The following is an 18,301-nucleotide window of genomic DNA, read 5'->3' as shown; positions in this document are numbered from 1 at the left end:
CCGGCGGACGAGGGCGCCGAGGTCCTGGTGGGACGCGTCGGTTTGTTTGCTCAGGTTCCCGAGTGTTTCGGCGCCCATGTCAAAGATGGCCATTGGTTCCCCCCAGTAGAAGATAAGGTCATTGCCTGCCCGGACGGACCGCGACAGGCTCAACCAGCATTGCGAACACAACTTGATAAGTCCAGTCGATGCAGTAACAAGAAGCTGAACTCCTTATGACGGTGGTGTCACATATGCAGTGGTCTCGGCAGGTCCTGTCGGACACCACGATGCCCCGGGAAAACGCCTCTAGGTATCAAAACGTGGCATCTAGGTGCCGTTTCGGGTCAGTCTAGGTGCTGAAAACACCCAAAATGAGTGTTCTCAGGGGGCGCCTAGGTGCTGAGGGTCCCTAATCCAACAAGCCGAGCCCTCCGATGCCCAACGTTAGGGCTGGCCGTTGGTGCCGGTCCCGTCCGGGTCAGCTGCCGCCGTCGTGCCTTAACTGAAGTACGACGGCGGCGGGTGGCTTTGGTGCCGTGCTTAGCTGACGCTGACGAGGACTTGGGGGATGCAGGCGAGGAGGACTGGCGAGCCGATACCCGTGCCGTTGAGGGCTTGCTGCCCCCAGCCGCCCATTTCCATGGTGAAACGGTGGGTCAGGAGCTGCGACGTGCTGCGGGCTGCCCATACCGACTATTGGGGGTGCGGGGAGGTGCGCTTGAGGCGGACCGAGTTCTCAGTAATGGGTGTATTCCTCCTATGTCAGAAGATTCCGAAATAGGAAGTGTCTCTGGTGACCTAGTACCTAGGCCGGGCTTGGGAGCACTCATATACGGGGGTTTTGGCACCTAATTGTGCTCTACGAGCACCTAGTTTGAGGGTTTTCGCCACCTAGATGCGGGTTTGTGGGATTGGATTGGGCGGAATGATCATCGACTTCAATAAAGGATGCTGACGGGCGGGCAGTATGACCAAGGCCAGAAACTTCTCGCTCTCCTTGTCCCTGGTTCTGGGTGTAGGAACGCTAGCTGTCGGTTTAGTCCCTCAGCCCATGGTCTTTCTGGCCGGTACTCTGCTTCTCGGCCTCCTCGGAGCTGTGACTCTGCGCTTTAGGGTGTGGCGATGGGTCCCGGACCGAGAACTTGAGTCAAGCCGCTCTGTCTTTGCTGTTGGTTGCGTTGTTGCCATGACCTTGGCGTCACTTCTCAGGAGTACGGATTGGAGTTTCGTGCTGGTTCCAATGGTCAGCATCGCAGTGACAACCTGTGCGTTCTACTGGCTTGACCGGCATGTCGACATTCAGGATTCCAGGTCGTCGAGCGATCCATAAGCCGAGGCAGTGCCTTATCAAGATTCTCGGTCGCAGTTCAATAGGAGAAATATGAGAAGGGTTCCACATCCATTTCAAGTCGTGGCGTTCTTCCTTATGGCCGTCAATTTCGCGTTGTGGCAGCCGTTCGTCTGGTGGCGTGCGGGCGCTGCAGTTCTCATGCTGGGGTTCGGCTGCTATGGCGTTTATGTGTTGCGGCGCAGCAAACGACGAGAGTCCAAGGCGGAGTCTGACGAACTTGAGTGATGGGGAAGCTGACGATGGCCTGTGGACTGACGTCTGCGGGCCATCTCCTTATTACGGGGTGTTTTTATCCGGGCGAAGGCGGTTCTGAAGATCCGGGTCACCTGAGCCAGCGACGAACCCGAAGTCGTACTTTCCATTGTCCGGTCGTGCCTCGCGCTCCAGTTTCAGCGCCTTGGAAGCTGTGTACAAGGTCTTCGCGATCCCGCTTTCCGTTTCAAAGGTGAAGGACCCAAAAACCGTAGGGTCCGTGCGGTCTCGCAGCAGGAGGGTTGTGTCCGGGCCATGTACTTCGGAAGCGATCGGGTGATAGCGGTCCATGTGCCGGCCCCAGATTGGTAAGGACAGGGGGAATGACAGCTTGACGGCTTCAGGGAAGGAAAACGGGATTTGGTCGATGGACAGGCCGTAGGGATCATCCACACCGTCGGTCTGGATGATCAGTCTTTGGGGGTCGAAGGTTCGGGTGCTTCCGTCCGGCAGCTCCTTCGCAGACCACATGAAGGCCCTCGGGTGCACTGAAACGGCATAACGCACCACATAGTTTCCGCTCTGGCAGTAAGAGATGCCGTCGTAGGACGTTCCGTCCCCGCCGCCCATAGCCTTACCGATCGCGATCGCCAGGTTTTCAGAGGAAGTGTCCACGCCTCATCCTTGCACGAGCCCGCTTAGGAGGGTTCGCCGTCGTTGTTTGTCAGCAGGAACTTGCGCAAGAGGTTGGCGAGCTGTGTGCGCTCGGTCTTGGACAGTCCGTCGAGCATCCGTTGCTGATTTTCCACGTGATGCTCCACCATATCGTCCACCAAGGTACGACCCTCGGGGGTGAGGCTGATCAGCAGTTGCCGACGGTTTTCCGGGTTGGTCTCCCTGTGAACGAGCCCGCGGGTGACGAGCCTGTCCACGCGGTTGGTCATGGCTGCGGAACCGATCATGGTGAGGCTGGCCAACCGTCCGGGCGTGAGCGGAGCTTCGGCGGCCGATCTGCGGAGTGTTGCCAGGACATCGAACTCCCATGGTTCCAACCCGAACCGGTTCATGAACTTCTGTACGTCCAGCGAGGCCAGGCGGCTGGCCCTGTTCAGCCTGCCCAGAACGCCCATGGAGCTGACGTCCACGTCGGGCCGCTCCTTGTTCCACTGTTCAAGAATCAGGTCTACTGCGTCGCGTTCCATTGCCCTCCCATGCTTGACCTCAAACAGTACAGCACCTACATTGTCTTACATCAAATAGTTCGACATCGAAATGTATGGAAATGAACAATGACTAAAGTGTCGCCTCGCGACCTCTTCATCACCGCCCTGGCGCCGATGGTGTGGGGCTCCACGTATCTGGTGACTACCGAGTTTCTCCCCGCCGACCGACCTCTCCTCGCCGCAACCGTTCGGGCTCTGCCGGCTGGGATCGTGCTGATGCTGGTCACCCGGACGTGGCCGCGGGGGAGTTGGTGGTTCAAAGCAGCTGCGCTGGGCGCGCTGAACATTGGGCTGTTCTTCTTCCTGCTGTTCTTCACCGCGTACCAGCTACCCGGTGGGCTGGCCGCACTGGTGATGTCCGTCCAGCCGCTGTTCGTACTCTTCCTGGGCGTGCTGCTTTTGGGGGAGAGGATCCGCCTGATGCACGTGGTTGCCTGCGCGGTGGGAGCAGCCGGTGTTGGCTTGCTCGTCCTGCGGTCCGACGCGACGCTAACTTTCGTGGGTGTGCTGGCCGGGATGGCGGCGGCGCTCAGCATGGCGGCCGGTATTGTCCTCACCAAACGCTGGGGAAAGCCCGACGGCGTGGGGCTGCTTGGGTTTACCGGCCTGCAGTTGGCGATGGGTGGAGTCATGCTCCTACCGGTCACTTTGATGGTTGAAGGGTTGCCGGAGGCGGTTTCTGTTCCTAATCTGGCCGGCTTCGCTTACTTGAGCGTGATCGGTGCTTTGGTCGCCTACGCGGTTTGGTTCCGGGGGATTCAGCGGCTGCCGACGATGGTGGTCTCGTTCCTGGGATTCCTTAGTCCGCTTGTGGCGACGGTGCTGGGGTTTGTGTTCCTGGGGGAAGCGGTGTCGGGGTGACAGGTGGTGGGGGCGGTGCTGGTGCTGGGGTCGGTGGGTTTGGTGCGGGGGGTGGGGCCGCGACCTCCCGCAAAAGCTGGGGACGCTGACGTGCTTGCCCGAGCAACCGAGCGGCGGCGTCACGCGTCGCCCGTCGTTCAAGCTAGAGAAATGCGGTTTGGCCGTAAGCAGAGCCCAACCGTTAGGTGAATGATGATCAGTCGACGAGCCCATTTCGTAACTAACTACCAAAGGTACTGCGGAGCCTTTAGGACTCGGCGTGTGGAACTTGGCAATCACGGAGCAGATGACAGGCTTCGGATATGACTCTTTCAGACTTTAACGCGAGTGCCTTGGTACTGGAATCCTGGGACAAACTATATAAAGCTCATAAGGAATACATCGCCGGGGCCCCACGTGCCTACGACGAAGTTCTTTACGAGGTCGCAGAACGCATACGAAGCACCAAAAGCATCGGCAAAGCCGACATCGGATCACTGCTCCTTTGGAAACGACTCCGCGCGGACACCCGGTGGGTTCGCAACCTCATGGTCATCCCCGACAAGGAAGTCCGTGAGCACACGTGCAAGGCAGTGGAGGCGGCCAATGACTTATCGTTCCCCGTTCCGGAGGCCGCTGTGTCCGGTCGAACCGCGTTGTCGCCTCTGCCCGGTTTTCAAGCCGGCGATGCCTTGGCATCTGCTCTGCTGCTGGCTGCTGCACCGGAGCGCATGGCCGTTTACGACAGACGTGCACAATTGGGCCTTGAAAGGCTGGGGCTGCAGTTGTCCCCAGCACGTGGCCGCTATGGGCGGTACATGGAACTCGTTGAAAGTATCCGGCTGAGCGCTAGCGCGAACGGTCAAGTGTGGACTGCAAGAGACGTTGATGTTGCCCTCTACTGGCTTGGCGGTCCGATGTCCTGAGAAGCCTAAAGGGCCGCGTCCTGCTCAGCAAGAGGGCACCTGTCGAGAGCGAAGCCTGCGGGGTGAGGGTAAGACGATTCCCAGGGCCGCGAACTCGGCGAGGAAGATCTGATCGTCGCAAGCGACCATTGGAGCGGAATGAGCCAGATGCTCCTTGAGCTCCAGACGTGCCCGTCCGTTTCACGTCCCAATATTGGCGCAGGGACGTCAACCGGTTATCAAATGGGCTAGCCTGGCCACATTCGTCGCCTGCGCGACGCTCGGGTTGTCAGGTGCCGCTAAAACCAGTTACTGAGATGAGGACGGTCGGGATGTCGCTAAACTCTGCTGCCCACAGAGGTTCGATATTGTCGATTGGATGGGAAGCTCCGCAGAGTGTTGACGGGATAGAGCACCGCCCTCAACGTAGTCTGGCTCAATGGACGACAGCACAAACTCTCGGCAATGGTCGGATGCCGAGCTTGACGCGCTCATTGACAGTTACCTCGGGATGCTCCGACTCGAGGTCGTCGGAGAAAAATATAATAAGCGGCAAAACAATCTCAAATTACAGGAGTCCGTTAGGCGGACGCACGCCTCGATTGAGTTTAAGTTTTGCAACTTGAGTGCCGTGCTGCATGAACTCGGTCGTAGATACATCTTCGGATACAAGCCCCGGCCGCACTATCAAGCTTCGCTTAAGGAGCGGTTGCTCGTGAGACTGGATGAATTTTCCGTGACTGAGGACAGCGACATTTCCCAAGACCGATCCGACTTTGAGCCAAACGGCGATGGTATCCAGCCTGTTGTCAACGCTTGGCATGCCAATGCGAAGGTCGGTGTTAGGTTATTGCCAGTTGAAGAGGGGGATTCGGTGAACACAGGCGATAGCGTGTGGCTCAGGCTTGGGGAGCTGTGGGATCGCACCACAGGCGGCAGTGACGTTGCTGCCAAACCGATGGACGATGTACTCAGTCCCCTTCCAACGGCACCTCGACCTGCCGCGGTGGAAGAGGCTTGCGAGTGGTTCAGGCAAGGACTAAACAGCGAATCCCTACCCAGGCTCCTTTTCTTGGTCGGAGGACCTGGTGCCGGAAAGTCACATGCGACTGCGGAGATAGTTGCTGGTCTTGAGCCGATTGATGTCCCAAACGACGGGCTAGCCCACCGTAGCTATCGCTTCAAGACGGACCATGGAGAGCTTCTTCTAGTTAATGACGCCACAATTGGGAGCTCCGAGCATCGCCGAAATCCACTTACGAAAGACGTCGACGGCTCCGTCGATGCAGGACGCCACGTTCTTGCCTGCGTGAATCGCGGCATCCTCGTTGATGAGGCCGCACTGAGTAGCGGGATCCTGCCCACTAACTTTTCTGCTGGTCAGGCCCTTGTCCAATGGCTGGCCGGAAACTCCCTGAAAGAATCAAACTGGACTGTCCAAACAGACTGCAACGAACCTTACATGCGTGCGGGTCACCTGTGCGACGGCCCCGACATCGTTGCGAGCGTGGTAGTTGTCTTCGTTGACGTTTGTTCGCTGCTCGAACGCCGTCCAAAAGTCCTTGTAACCTCCGCCCCTGACCGTGGCACCGTTTTCACTGCGCAGCCGTACTCAATCGCAGACTTCGCCAAACGGACGATACAGGACGTTGAAACGCCCGCAAGTGCCCTGTTTGGCAAAGTTGTCGAGTTCGTATCCAACCCTCTGGCGCTTGAGAAAACGGATCACCTGATTAATCCGGTCGAAGCAAATATCGCTTCTCTTCAATCACGACGCGTTCGTGCCGGCATCCTGACGGTTGTGCGTAGTTCAGAAATTACGTCTGGACAACGCATGACATTTCGAGAAGTTTGGGGGACGGTCACTCGCTGCATACTCGGCGATGCGCCCGACAGGGTTGGTCGAAATGAGCTGCGGGACCTCATAGTGGGTTTGCAGCCGGGGCCCGGTGACTCGATTTCACAGTTTAGGGAAATTCAAAAGCTTGCAGGACTGCGTTTCTCTCAAGCTATATTCGGCGGTCGCAATCCGGGCTCAGAGTCTTTCGACGCGCTCAGTAATCCCATCACTAAACTCACCCATTTTGTCGACCCCATGAGGGACGCGATACCGGGCCGGTTCGATCAAAGCTGGGATTCGGGTTGGGCGACGCCAATAACTGATGCCTTCGCGGGCCCAGTAGTGGACGGGTCGCCGCTCGAAAGCCTAGAGTCGGACCTCGAAGTTGACGATTCCTTCCGAGAAGTCGTCACAGCTTTCGATCGGACCGTGGACAAGTGGTTCGTTAGGGCAATGAAAAGTCCAAAAATCGTAGACAAGGACCGCTACGCCTTCATCTCTTGGTATGGGGCCTATCTTGGCCGCTTGTATGGTCTCGCCAACGGTATTCCGGCCTTCCGACCGCAGGTCTCAGCATGGACTCAAGCATGGTATCTGAGTCCCACTCTCCCGGATGAGTTGGGATTTGGATTGCGCACCCTGCTTCGCCCGAAGCGCCGTCCAGGTGACATAGAGTCAGCGTCCCTGATCCCCATATTGGCTAGCCGCACGGATCCGATAGTAGGCGTTCAAATCGAGCCAAGACTCGCGCTTAAGACAGGCGACGTCGAAATGAAGTCATATCGAGAATCTGAGTCACTTTTCCTGGTACTCAGCGAACAAGGAAAAGAAATCTCTAGAATGCCGTTGGACTTCCCGCTGGTGCGTGAGGCTTTGGCTTGTGGCAATGAGCATGCCGGCGTCACCGAGATGACAGATGTGACATCGCCACGGCTTGAGCGTTTTAGGGCTGCCCGATTGGTACCCGCGCAATTGGGACAGGCCAATTATCGTGTTGTTGTTGGATCATCGGATTTCGGCATGACAGTTAACGGAGGCAAATAGTGGTTATGGTTGGCAGTATTATACTTCCTTTGAACCGGCCGCAATATGTTTCGGTGCCGGAAGCCTTCATTTCGTCGATGGCGTGGACCATGTACGATCATCGTTCGAAAAAAATTGCGGAAGACGGTGTTCCCGTGGGCTACATGTTCCGATCGGAAACGACTGGAACAACTACTCTGAAGATCCGTTCGACGGCTCCTGAAGGTGAAAATCTTCTGGAATACGGCCACCAACTCGTTGTCCACGGGCTCGCTACTAATGCAAAAAATGAAAGCGATCTTGCATCTGCCGTGTTGAACAGTGTGGCCGGCGTTCAGGCAGAAAAGAGTAAGAGCCAAGCAGCTAGCCCTGTTACGCCCGCGTTCGCGCTGCTGCAGGACATGCGCGGCTTTCAACGTACGAAGAACCCACCCGATCTCGCCGGCATTCTCGAAACGCTATTCCGACTAGGTCTTACGGACGACTCGATCTCGACCACGGCTTCGCGACTATGGCTCAACGCGGCGAAGAAGAGATGTGAGATCGATCCCCTTCTTTCCGCGATTGATAAAGCTACTAAAACCGCTCTTCTGGACCTTGGGTACACAGAACGTGAGGAAAATGGGAGTTCTGAGCGACAGCTCTCGTCGGACTGGGATCGCAGAGGATTGCTCGAAGGCACACCGTATTCATGGTTTACAAGAACCTGGGTGAAACTGACTAGCGACGAGTGGGTAAAGGCCCTACCCTCAAGAGTTTGGGTGGACTGGGCAACTACGGTTTTGCGGCTCGCCTTAGGGCAAGGCTTTCTTTGGGAAGCGGCTTGGTACGAGACGTTAGGCCGCCGGATCCTCAGCGGAACTCCAGCTTCGTGGCACGAAGTCAAAGAGCAGGTCCCGGAGATTCTCCCGTGGAAGTCGAGCAGATCTTCAATTGCGGTCAGAGATGTGGCCCCATTGCTGTCGTGGCGCGTCCATCGGGGGTCAAAAATTCGAACCCTGTTGGAAGGGTGGCTTGCGGAGAACCAGAATGGCAATCAGGAGTTCGAGAATGCATTCAATGAGATGTCAGGGGATGCACAACTCGTTAGGTCCGTAACGTCGGCACTCGGAAGCAAAGAGCGGTCTTCTGTCAATACCTGGGAAGCCGTTAGATACGCTCTTCTGACTCGCGAAGCCAGCGGTCCGTTTGCTGATTACTACGGACTTCTGCGATCGAACGGACGTTTCCTCACGGTGCAGCCTGGCACAGAGTGGATGGCGGTTGTTGCCAGCCTTTCATGTTCTGGACCAGGGAAGACCTCAGACGTGGCAACTCTAATGCTGAACCTACAAGAACTCGGTTTGAGACCGGAGGCCGGCGACCTAATACAGCTTCTTGAGAAGGCGGGCTTGGCCCGGGGCAGTGCCGACGCTGACCGGGGCGTCATCATCGAAAGTGCGTTCTAGGAGACATCGTGGAGTTGGAATTGTTTGGTTCAGTACTTGGACGCTGCTTGTCATCGCTGGACACGCTAACGGCGGCATACTTGCCCGAAGGCATTGACGATGCCACGGCGGCCGCTATCGTGCGCAAGGCAAATGAACTTCGGCCCGCCACGCCTCCTTATGCCATTTTGGTGTCTGCAGGGCCTGAGGACTTGACAGATGACCTGTGCATCAGGGTTTCTCCTCAAAATGCCATCAAGTACCGTCAAGGAGATCGATTAGCGGTAGTCAGTGGAAAGCACCCTGATCTGGCATCCTTCGTGCAAGCCTTCCGCGAGGTGCTGGGGCAGAACTTTCCTGAGGGGGCTACCCAGGAAGTTTCACCGGAATCCGTTGCCCAAGCTGCCATTGCCGAGATCGCGGCGACAACAGGGATCGGTGATGTTGGTTGGGATCGTGATGCCGCCAGCCATCGGCTCTCTGAATGCTTCTCCCTTTTGTCCTCAGTACATAGAGAACTCCGTCAGGGCACAGAAAGCTGGAACACGTACTGGTTCCGGCACGTTGGGGTCGGTCTCACGCGACTTGTTGAGAAGATCGCTGAAATGAAGGTCACAGCTCCGCACCTGTCCATTAATGATGTTTTCGACCGATATACCTACGCCGCCTTTAGAATGCCCCGACCGAATACCTCTGGGCCGTTGAAAACATCACCCGGAAAGATTGTTGAGGCGATGCAGGCTTTTTGGGCCGATGAGTCCACAATTGCCATGACGACAAAAGCATTAGGAAATATTGCCGGAGTTGACGCTGAGCATCACAGTCTTGAGAACATTGACTGGTCGGACTTCAATCGGCAGCTGGCCGCTGACGACAATCAGGCGGTCGCGCTAGCGAGCTATTCCCCGGACGGTCACGACCTCACAGAAGCGATAAGTACTTTATACGAAAGTGAATTTACCGCACCCTTCGGCCTTGATCTAGCAAACGCGAGCCTCGAGGTCATGGACAATGCTGGACGACCATTAACGACAACTGGTCCCAGCGACTCTGGGGCGGTCTCTGTTGCTCTGGCCGACTTCGACGCTGAGGCTAACGGCTTCCTTTCTGAGGAAATTCGACTTCGTATTCCCGTTCTTGGCGGTGCCTCACATACCGACGTCGAGAGCTCCCGAATCACATTCACTACGAAGAGTTCGAAAACACACTGGTCCGGTGCCCTCACTGTAGATCCATCCGGGGCGCTCTGGGCAGTGGGCCACGTCTACCGTGCAGGCTCGCAAGTGCCGTCGAGAACAATCCACTTCGACCTGAGTCTGCCGGCAGACGACACATTTGCGGGCAAGGTCAGCGCCTCGTTGAGCTTCGACGTGTTCCTCGCTGCCAGCAACGCCGTGGGGATCCTGCATATGGCGCTAAAGGCGAAAGGGGCTAGCGGCAAGCCAAAGTATGTCGGATCAGACCCTCACGGCGGGATTGTGGGAGTAACAATGGATGGGCGGGTCTCTCGATATCGTTACATAGCTTGGGGCGTCGGAGACTCACCCCGCCCGCTATACGAAGGGACAGAGATACCGAAACTCAACGGGCGCGAGGGCATTTTCGCAATAGACGCGGGCCCGGCCAGTCTGGCCAACATACTTGTAGGTGAGACCACCTACGAACTTCGTTCGGCAGAGGGCCGTGATGCACCGCAGTCACCGATCGTAGCTGCCGTACACAGAGACAGGGTAGCGAAGGACAAGCCGACCTATGCTTCGGTCCATTCCATCCGCGGCCTTTATGAGAGTTTGCTTGTCAAGGAACTACCCAGCGACAACTGGACGTTGTCAATGGGACACGTGGTGACTCCAACCGACAAGGCTTTCCCGCTCGAGGATTTGAGCCCAATGAACGGTCTGCTCATGAATGACTCGATGGCCGGCACATGGGCCAATATCACTGACTTCAAGGTGCCGGACGAGATACTTCGTTCAACCGAGGCCGAACAGTTCCGGGCAGCCTTTAGCGAGCTGGATGTTCTGGGTGCCATGACGACCCGAGACACGGACGGAGCCATCTACGTGGAGTGGCCCTCTAAAACTTCCTGGCGTGATCTTTGGGAGCACCGCGAGGACCGGTTGGCCCGATACCTCAGCACGTACTCAGACTTGGTTGAGAAAGCCAGATGGTTCGGCGATCCTGCTGGTGTTTTTTGGGCCACTTATCCATTCAGCATCAGCGCGTGGGCTACTGAACCTGCAGCCAAGTGTTCCGCTGTCCTCTTGAGTCCCCTCCACCCTGTGCGCTTGGCTTGGCTGGCTGGGGTCGAATCGGCGTTGTGGAGCTCCGAGTGGGCGGAACACCTCGCGGGCACTGTGGAAGGTTGGAATTTTCCGCTTATAGGCCCAAAGGAGATGTCGAGCGGCCGGATGCTTGCAGTCCCGGTGGAAACGGGAGACGAGCAGCTGTTTCTCGGTTGGTCTATGCTGGTTCGCGCTTCAATTGAAGGACCAGAACCACTAGAGGCCCCAGACCGGGTGGGAGACCGACCAGCCCCTGGAAGTGCCGCCAGTGGGTTGAATGCAACCGCTGTTGCGGCGGCCCTGCGTAGCTATCGCAAAATGAATCCGCATGTGTCTACGCTGACTGTCGACCTGTCGGCCGTGTCAGAAGCCACCCGTCTGCACGAGGTGGATGAAGTTGTTCTGAAAGAGATTGAAGCCTGGACTGGCCGAGTTGATGTACCGCTAATTGGGGGCGCCAGAATATGGGATTCTAACCGAAGATCAGGAGAACCGCCCCGGGAACAGATGGCCAGTCTAGTCCGCTCAGCTCAAGGAGTGCCTTTGACTTGGTCGCGATATACGCCGGACACCTCAAACATGAAGCGGTGCAATGTTCGGATCCTTCAGGATGCTGGCGTCCACGTAGAAGTGCAATCGGGTCAGGGGCGAAACTTGGGCGTACTTGGCGATGTTCCCTTGCGTCGCTTCGAAGCCGTGGCTGGAAAAGGCGAGTCCAAGGTGTCGTCTACGTCGCACCCCACATTCCGTCCTGAGGTTGGATGGGAACCATTTTCAAGAGCACTTCGCCTGATCGAAGGGACCGCAAGCAGCCCCCAAATCGTCTCCAAATTGTTCAAGGCTAATCTGGTAAATGAATCCGCAGATTGGACCGTTTCAGGAGAGGCACTCATGAACCCGAGTGCCATGGCGGAAATAGTTCAGCACTCGAGCGGTGGAAATCAGATGCTTTGGGAGTGGCGGCCTCCCTTCCTTGATGCGTCGGACGACGTGCCATTATTGGAGCGCCGGCCTTTCGTGTCTGTTGCCAGAGTTCCTGGAAGTTTTCGCGCGCAAATCCGAAAGTTGCTGTCTAAGGCTCAAAGTGCCACCGTTTCAGATGAGGCGCTTGATGATCTCTTGGGGCAACTGGGAGCGCGCGGGGTTGGACTCTCATCTCTACTGTCAATGGGCGGTACACATGCGTCCGGGGCATTAGGCTTTTATCTTGCCTTCGCGCTCATGAATCAAATTGATGAAGATTCTGACAACACATATGTCCTACCCATTGATGCCTGCGATAATTTCCTTCGAGCTCTTGCTCGCGGTAGAAACCATGGTGCTCAACTCCGCCGCGCAGACCTTCTTATCCTTCGACTAAGCGATTCTGAAATCACTCTCTCCCCAATAGAGATCAAATTCTATGGTCTGGGCGCCGAAGATCCGAGCGGCAACTTGCCTGGACCGACAGATTCGGCTATGAGTGAACCACTGGAGCAGGTACGCGCTACGTCGGAATTGCTGGCCAGCGTCTCGGATAATTCCCGTTATATTGCCTCGCACGGAACTTCTGAAGATAAGGCTTTATGGTTCAACGGCTTTGGAGCCCTAATTGAGGCTGCTATTCGTTTGAGACCGGGTGGAAGTGCTGAACCGGAAGTACTAGCTCGACGTCTGGATAGCCTGATCAATGGAAAGCACGAAATCCGTGCTGGTCAGCCGTTGGTGTGCTACTTCAAACATGAAGCTACCAGCGCGGATGGAAGCTTGTTTAATGCCATTCGGTCTCCGGGGGAATCTACTATGACTTCCCAGGGCGGCTTTGGACTTCTGAGTGCCAACGTGGGCCACGCCTTTAAGGAAGTTCAGGATCCCAATAGCGATTTCGTTAAGGAATGGGGCAAGCTAGTTCGATGGGCGCTTACCAATCCTGTCGATTACAAGCATGAAGCCAGTGCGGCAACAGACGTAGAAGATATACGTAAATATCAAGGGGAGTCGGTCCAACCGTTAGTGGCTCTCGCTGAGCACCCCTTCGAGCCGGGCGCCCACTCCCGGGCCGACGATGGAGTCCCGGCTGCTGTGACCGTCGACGGAATCAAGGCGCAAGAATTGACGTTGCCCATAGACGATGCTGGCCAAGAATCAACGCCAATAGCAGAAAGCGTTAACCTCACTAGCGAGGACTCGAATCTGGAGACGTCTGGCGCCGGTGATTTCATTAATGGGATACGTGGTGATGGTGTTCATTTCAGTGTGGGCAAGGTTCTAGGCACGCTCGGTGACTCGGAAGCAGAATATTGGCCGAGTAACGTTGAACTAAACCAAATGAACATTGGAGTTGTCGGAGATTTGGGGACCGGCAAGACCCAACTACTAAAGGCGCTCGTCTATCAGTTGAGGGAAGGTGGAAGGAAGAAGCAGGAGACCCCTGTGTCATTGCTAGTCTTCGACTACAAAAGAGATTTTCAGTCAGATGACTTTCTCAGTGCTGTAGGTGGAAAAATTCTGCGGCCATATCGAATTCCAATCAATATTTTTGCGCTTCGTGACGGATACACGCCACTTGCCGCATATCAACGTGCACAACAATTCGCTGATGTCCTTGACAAAATTTATGGGAACATTGGTCCAGTCCAGACGGATCGTCTGGTTACGGCAATTGTGAATCTTTACAAACGAAAGGGTGGCAATCCTCCCACGCTGGCTGAAGTTTTAAGTGAATACAGTGAAGATCAAAAGCCAGATGCGGTGACATCTATTTTGAAACCTTTTATCCTCGGAGAAATCTTTAGCGATGAAGTCAGTGAAATGATTTCATTCGAGGAAATGATTGATGACAATGTTATCGTTGTAGCACTGAATGAATTTGGAACCGATGATAATGGTAAGAATGCTCTAGTGGTATTGTTCCTGAATCTTTATTATGATTACATGCTGAATGCTACGAAGTGGCCATTTTCAGATGGAAATCCAAAGCTGAGGCGATTGAATTCATTCCTCCTTGTGGATGAGGCGGTGAACATCATGAAGTACAACTTTCCCGTCCTCATGAATCTCATGCTCCAAGGTCGCGAATTTGGATTTGGTGTCATTCTTGCTTCGCAATACTTGGAACACTTTAAGAAAGATGGGAGAAACTATGGGCAACCTCTTTTGACGTGGTTTATACACAAAGTGCCTTCAGTTACGTTGAAGGAATTGCAACAGCTTGGATTGCCAAATATTACCGCGGACGTAGCTGGGAAGATTTCGACGCAGAAAGTGCACCACGCGCTATACAGCTCGCTCAACTTTCCAGGGAGATTCATTGAGGAAGTACCGTTCTACCGGCTGTTGGACTAGTAGGGATCGGCCGGACATGACCAACAGTTGTGGAAGCTAGCCGGGCATTTTGGCTCGCTTCCATCCTGCTGGGTTGTTACCAACGGGGACCTTAGTGTCGGTGGCATAGCCGTATGTGGGAGAGAATGGGAGCCTTATGAAATACGTTGACCTGTTTTCCGGCTGCGGGGGGCTCTCCCTGGGCATCGAACGTGCTGGTGGCAAGCTGGTGTTGGCTGTGGAGAAATCCGACATGGCGGCTCGTACGTTTCGTCACAACCTGATCGGGGATTCCTCCGATTCGCGTCGATGGCGGGCGTATGTGGCGTCCGACGAGGCAGACCAGATCTCATCGAGGCTACTCGTCAAGGAACTTAGCGTTCTGCTTGAAAATGACGCTGCCATGCGAGACCTTCGCGATCAAGAACTCGATTTGGTCGTGGGTGGTCCTCCGTGTCAAGGGTTCTCTCTAGCCGGGAGGAGAAACCCAGCGGATGTGCGCAACAAGCTCCCGTGGCAGTATCTGGAGTTTGTCGGAGGCACTAATCCACGAGCCGTCGTCATCGAAAACGTTGTTGGCATGGATCGAAGCTTCGCTGCTGGCGAGGACTCCTCCTTTATCCAGCTCCAACAGGCGTTAGCTGAGACAGGGCAGGGGTACGTAGTTCAGGGCGTACACGTAAATGCTGTTCACTACGGTGCTCCCCAAAACAGGCCTCGATTGATGATTCTGGCGCTTCGGGCGGATCTCGCAACGGCCCGAGGGATCTCCTCCTCTGACGTAACTTGGCGTTCGACATTTTTGGATCGCGTAGCCGAGAATGAAGTCCCTAAACTGGCGCCGCTTCCGACTGTTCTCTCATCGGAGGTGTCTACCGTAGCGGATGCGGTGGCCGACCTCGCCTCAGTAGGCGAGGCTATAGCTGTAGATGCTTCTTACGGCCCCTACGTTCGGGAGCTTTCAGCTGCGTTTCGACGGCGACAGACCATGGGCGTTGTTCCAAACCATGTGTACCGTCGACATGCTGAGCGCACGGTCCAGAGGTTCCGCTTTTACCAGTACCTATCTCGTAGCGGCCTCGACCAACGTTTGCTGAGCCACGCCGCCCGTCTCCCTGACGCCGAATCTCGGATTCTGTTGAAGGATCGGCTTTCTCTCGCGCCGCTTCCGGCTATATCACCTGATGGAAGCGTACTTGCCGCATCACTTGACGCTTTGGTGGACCTGGCAGTTAGCCTATCGACGAAGAAGCACTCGCAGAAAGTCCTTCCATGGCGCCAGCCCGCAAGAACGGTAGTTACGCTTCCTGACGATTATGTTCATCCATTGGAGCCGCGAATATTTACCGTGAGAGAGATGGCACGATTCCAAGGCTTCCCTGACGACTTCGAGTTTCTTGGTAAGGAAACCACAGGTTCTGATCGTCGTCGCTTCGAAGTGCCACAGTATTCTCAGGTGGGAAATGCTGTTTCGCCATGGTTGGCGCTGGCCGTCGGCCGAAGGATGAATGCTATCTTGTCGAGGTAGAGAGTGAACCGCCAGCCTACGGGGTCCCGTCCTGAACCATCCTCGCTGGCGCGCGTCGGACAAGCTGCGCTCGATAGTGACAGCTAAAATAGCTTCATGGCGGACTTTATGACCGCGGCCCAGCGAAGTGTCCATATGGCCAAGATCCGGTCGAAGAACACGAAGCCGGAGCTTGCGCTACGGCGGGCGTTACACGCTGTTGGCTATCGATATCGCCTGCACGACAACTCGTTGCCTGGCCGCCCGGACCTCGTCTTCGTGGCGCGGCAGAAGGTGATCTTCGTCAATGGCTGCTTCTGGCATGGGCATGACTGCCCAGTTGGCACGCGCTTGCCTAAATCCAATACGGAGTTCTGGAGGGACAAGCGAAATCGCAATCAGGACCGAGACAGGCTCCAGCGCACGCAGCTACTTGCGATGGGTTGGACCTATCTCGACGTTTGGGAATGCGAACTGGTTGCTGACAGTTTTGCTTTGACTAAAGCGCGGGAGTTCCTTGGAACTCCTAGGCTAATGAGCTAACTGATAAATCGGTAGGGGGAAGCCTGTGGGGCTGGCATCCGCCAATCGCCTTCCTTAGGGTCGCACCGTGTTGTCGGCGTTCCATTACTGTTCGTGTTGGGTTTGGTCTAGAGGGTGCCGTTCACTACCTTCCGCACCTACGACGTCGCCGTGAAACTTGCCGGCGAGCATCTATAGGCTGTCTATGCTTAGACCCTGTTGGTCATATTGTTATAGCCGGTCGTAGGGCCGAATGCTGTAGGCTCTCCCATTTCGGGAAATCCGCGTACTCCTGACTGACCCGATCCTTCTGCCGGGCCCTGGCTTCATGGCCGGGTGGCCACTCCTGCTGGACTACCTACTGCCGCCGATTATCAAACTACCTGCTGATCGGCATCTATATGAACGCGGCCTGCCCGGCTGTGCTGTCGTGTGTGTGCGTGATCCTCGATCGTGGCTGTTGCCCATGCTGAACATCACGGGCATTCCTGCGATTGCGAAGGCCAACTTTGTGGTGGTGGGTCTCCAAGCACTCTTCATCGTATTGTTTGTGGCCTTGGGGCTTTCCTCTATCACCGGAACTGGCAACATTGATTTGTTGGCGCCCTTCACTGGGGCCGAAGGTGCCGAGGGACTTTCGCCCGTCTTCGCAGGCTCCGCCATCCTCTGCCTCTCCTACTTGGGGTTCGACGCCGTCTCAACTTTTACGGAGGAAACAAAGGACCCGAAGCGGTATCTGCCCCGCGCCATCATGATCACCACGATTCTTGCCGGCCTGATCTTCCTGGGACTCGCATACATTAGCCATCTGGTTCTCCCCGTCAGCACCTTCAACGACGTGGACTCGGCTGCCATCGAGGTCATTGGCGCAGCTGGCGGCGAGTTGTTGGTGGCCTTCTTCACGGCCGCCTACATAGCCGGCAGTCTCGGATCAGCGTTGACCTCCCAGGCTTCGGTCTCGCGGATCATTCATTCGATGGGCCGCAGCGGGGTGTTCCCTGCAGCGCTGGGGCGGCTGCACGCCCGCTTCAGCACCCCCGTGTTGCCCATTCTCCTGACCTCGGCCGTGTCTCTGCTGGCGTTCGTGTTGGACCTGCTGACGATTTCCTCGCTGATCAGCTTCGGTGCCCTGGTGGCGTTCTCAGTGGTCAACTTGGCCGTGATCAAGCACTACTACTTCGACCAAAAGGCCCGCGGCGCCCGTGGCGTGATCCACAACCTTGTGCTTCCGGGCATCGGGTTTGTGCTCACCATCTGGCTGTGGACCAGCCTGAGCGGTTTGTCGTTCACCTTCGGTCTGATTTGGGCAGGCGCGGGACTGGCCTACCTGGCAGTCCTGACGCGAGGGTTCCGGAAACCAGCGCCCCAACTGGACCTCAAGGAAGCCTAGGTAGCGTCCCGCAACCCAGCCACGTCTCCGGCGGCGGTGACAGCGCACCCGCTGTCGCCGTCGTCGTTCTTCTTTGCCCGTCACCTTTGCCGGGGAAGAATTGGTGTGGAAGCCTCGGCATGATCCTGGAGCTGCCAAGGACGGAGTCGACTCCACGCCCAAGCGTCACCGTGAGCCAGCCGCGTCGCCTCGTCCAATAAGACACTACTTGGGGGCCAGCTTTCGGGACTGCGGCCACCCCTGGGACACGAGGCGTTAGGCTTCTTGGACGACATCGTAGGGGGACGATTCTGCAAATGACTACTGCACGTAAGATCCGCGTTTTGAATATTGCAGCAACAGTCCTGCTGCTGACCATTTTGACTCTGCAGTTCACAAAAGTAATCGACGCGTTCTGGAGTATGGCGCTCCTCGCGCTTATCGGGGCCCCGACGACGGTTGCTTGGGTGATTCTTGAGAGACGGCAGGGCGCTGAAAAGATGCGTGACCGGGCCTAGTCTGCTCAAGGCGC

At 56.3% G+C, this 18,301-nt stretch carries 12 protein-coding genes; 10 read left to right on the top strand and 2 right to left on the bottom strand.

Annotated features, from left to right (window positions below; translation table 11 throughout):
* Nucleotides 1-1,393 precede the first annotated feature (1,393 nt).
* On the top strand, nucleotides 1,394-1,558 hold the full coding sequence (locus ACIQH5_RS21670) for a hypothetical protein (protein ID WP_400407561.1): 165 nt from the start codon (nucleotides 1,394-1,396) through the stop codon (nucleotides 1,556-1,558).
* Nucleotides 1,559-1,609: 51 nt separating this feature from the next.
* On the opposite strand, the gene ACIQH5_RS21665 is transcribed toward ACIQH5_RS21670, so the two are convergent.
* Nucleotides 1,610-2,200 carry a hypothetical protein gene (locus tag ACIQH5_RS21665; protein ID WP_400407559.1) on the bottom strand — a complete coding sequence of 197 codons (591 nt, stop codon included), beginning with the start codon at nucleotides 2,198-2,200 and terminating at the stop codon, nucleotides 1,610-1,612.
* Nucleotides 2,201-2,223: 23 nt separating this feature from the next.
* Entirely contained in the window at nucleotides 2,224-2,727 is a 504-nt protein-coding gene (locus ACIQH5_RS21660) for a MarR family winged helix-turn-helix transcriptional regulator (protein ID WP_400407557.1), read from the bottom strand.
* Between the two features lie 87 nt (nucleotides 2,728-2,814).
* On the opposite strand from ACIQH5_RS21660, the gene ACIQH5_RS21655 reads away from it, so the two are divergent.
* From ACIQH5_RS21655 to ACIQH5_RS21615, 9 genes are all read left to right on the top strand, one after another.
* Nucleotides 2,815-3,609, top strand: coding sequence for an EamA family transporter (locus ACIQH5_RS21655; protein WP_400407555.1), 795 nt, complete (start codon nucleotides 2,815-2,817; stop codon nucleotides 3,607-3,609).
* A gap of 302 nt (nucleotides 3,610-3,911) precedes the next feature.
* Complete coding sequence (locus ACIQH5_RS21650) at nucleotides 3,912-4,514, top strand: hypothetical protein (protein WP_400407553.1); 603 nt, start codon at nucleotides 3,912-3,914, stop codon at nucleotides 4,512-4,514.
* Between the two features lie 418 nt (nucleotides 4,515-4,932).
* Complete coding sequence (locus tag ACIQH5_RS21645; protein ID WP_400407551.1) at nucleotides 4,933-7,377, top strand: hypothetical protein; 2,445 nt, start codon at nucleotides 4,933-4,935, stop codon at nucleotides 7,375-7,377.
* 29 nt (nucleotides 7,378-7,406) lie between these two features.
* Nucleotides 7,407-8,804, top strand: coding sequence for a hypothetical protein (locus tag ACIQH5_RS21640; RefSeq protein ID WP_400407550.1), 1,398 nt, complete (start codon nucleotides 7,407-7,409; stop codon nucleotides 8,802-8,804).
* A gap of 8 nt (nucleotides 8,805-8,812) precedes the next feature.
* Nucleotides 8,813-14,392 carry a hypothetical protein gene (locus ACIQH5_RS21635; RefSeq protein ID WP_400407548.1) on the top strand — a complete coding sequence of 1,860 codons (5,580 nt, stop codon included), beginning with the start codon at nucleotides 8,813-8,815 and terminating at the stop codon, nucleotides 14,390-14,392.
* Nucleotides 14,393-14,528: 136 nt separating this feature from the next.
* Nucleotides 14,529-15,899, top strand: a complete 1,371-nt coding sequence (locus ACIQH5_RS21630) for a DNA cytosine methyltransferase (protein WP_400407546.1) — start codon at nucleotides 14,529-14,531, stop codon at nucleotides 15,897-15,899.
* A gap of 96 nt (nucleotides 15,900-15,995) precedes the next feature.
* Nucleotides 15,996-16,421 (top strand): very short patch repair endonuclease, encoded by a 426-nt coding sequence (locus ACIQH5_RS21625; protein WP_400407544.1) that lies wholly within the window; start codon nucleotides 15,996-15,998, stop codon nucleotides 16,419-16,421.
* Between the two features lie 445 nt (nucleotides 16,422-16,866).
* Complete coding sequence (locus ACIQH5_RS21620; RefSeq protein ID WP_400407542.1) at nucleotides 16,867-17,790, top strand: APC family permease; 924 nt, start codon at nucleotides 16,867-16,869, stop codon at nucleotides 17,788-17,790.
* Nucleotides 17,791-18,086: 296 nt separating this feature from the next.
* Nucleotides 18,087-18,287 (top strand): hypothetical protein, encoded by a 201-nt coding sequence (locus ACIQH5_RS21615; RefSeq protein ID WP_400407540.1) that lies wholly within the window; start codon nucleotides 18,087-18,089, stop codon nucleotides 18,285-18,287.
* Nucleotides 18,288-18,301 lie beyond the last annotated feature (14 nt).

The organism is Paenarthrobacter sp. NPDC091711, assembly GCF_044756605.1.
GTDB lineage: Bacteria > Actinomycetota > Actinomycetes > Actinomycetales > Micrococcaceae > Arthrobacter.
The sequence above is the reverse complement of the archived record's forward strand: the minus strand, read 5'-3'. Positions and strand labels throughout refer to the sequence as shown.

Coding starts and splice junctions, on each gene's coding strand:
- ACIQH5_RS21650 (WP_400407553.1), top strand. CDS start 3,912: ATGACTCTTTCAGACTTTAACGCGAGTGCCTTGGTACTGGAATCCTGG.
- ACIQH5_RS21645 (WP_400407551.1), top strand. CDS start 4,933: ATGGACGACAGCACAAACTCTCGGCAATGGTCGGATGCCGAGCTTGAC.
- ACIQH5_RS21615 (WP_400407540.1), top strand. CDS start 18,087: ATGACTACTGCACGTAAGATCCGCGTTTTGAATATTGCAGCAACAGTC.
- ACIQH5_RS21655 (WP_400407555.1), top strand. CDS start 2,815: ATGACTAAAGTGTCGCCTCGCGACCTCTTCATCACCGCCCTGGCGCCG.
- ACIQH5_RS21630 (WP_400407546.1), top strand. CDS start 14,529: ATGAAATACGTTGACCTGTTTTCCGGCTGCGGGGGGCTCTCCCTGGGC.
- ACIQH5_RS21620 (WP_400407542.1), top strand. CDS start 16,867: ATGCTGAACATCACGGGCATTCCTGCGATTGCGAAGGCCAACTTTGTG.
- ACIQH5_RS21625 (WP_400407544.1), top strand. CDS start 15,996: ATGGCGGACTTTATGACCGCGGCCCAGCGAAGTGTCCATATGGCCAAG.
- ACIQH5_RS21660 (WP_400407557.1), bottom strand. CDS start 2,727: ATGGAACGCGACGCAGTAGACCTGATTCTTGAACAGTGGAACAAGGAG.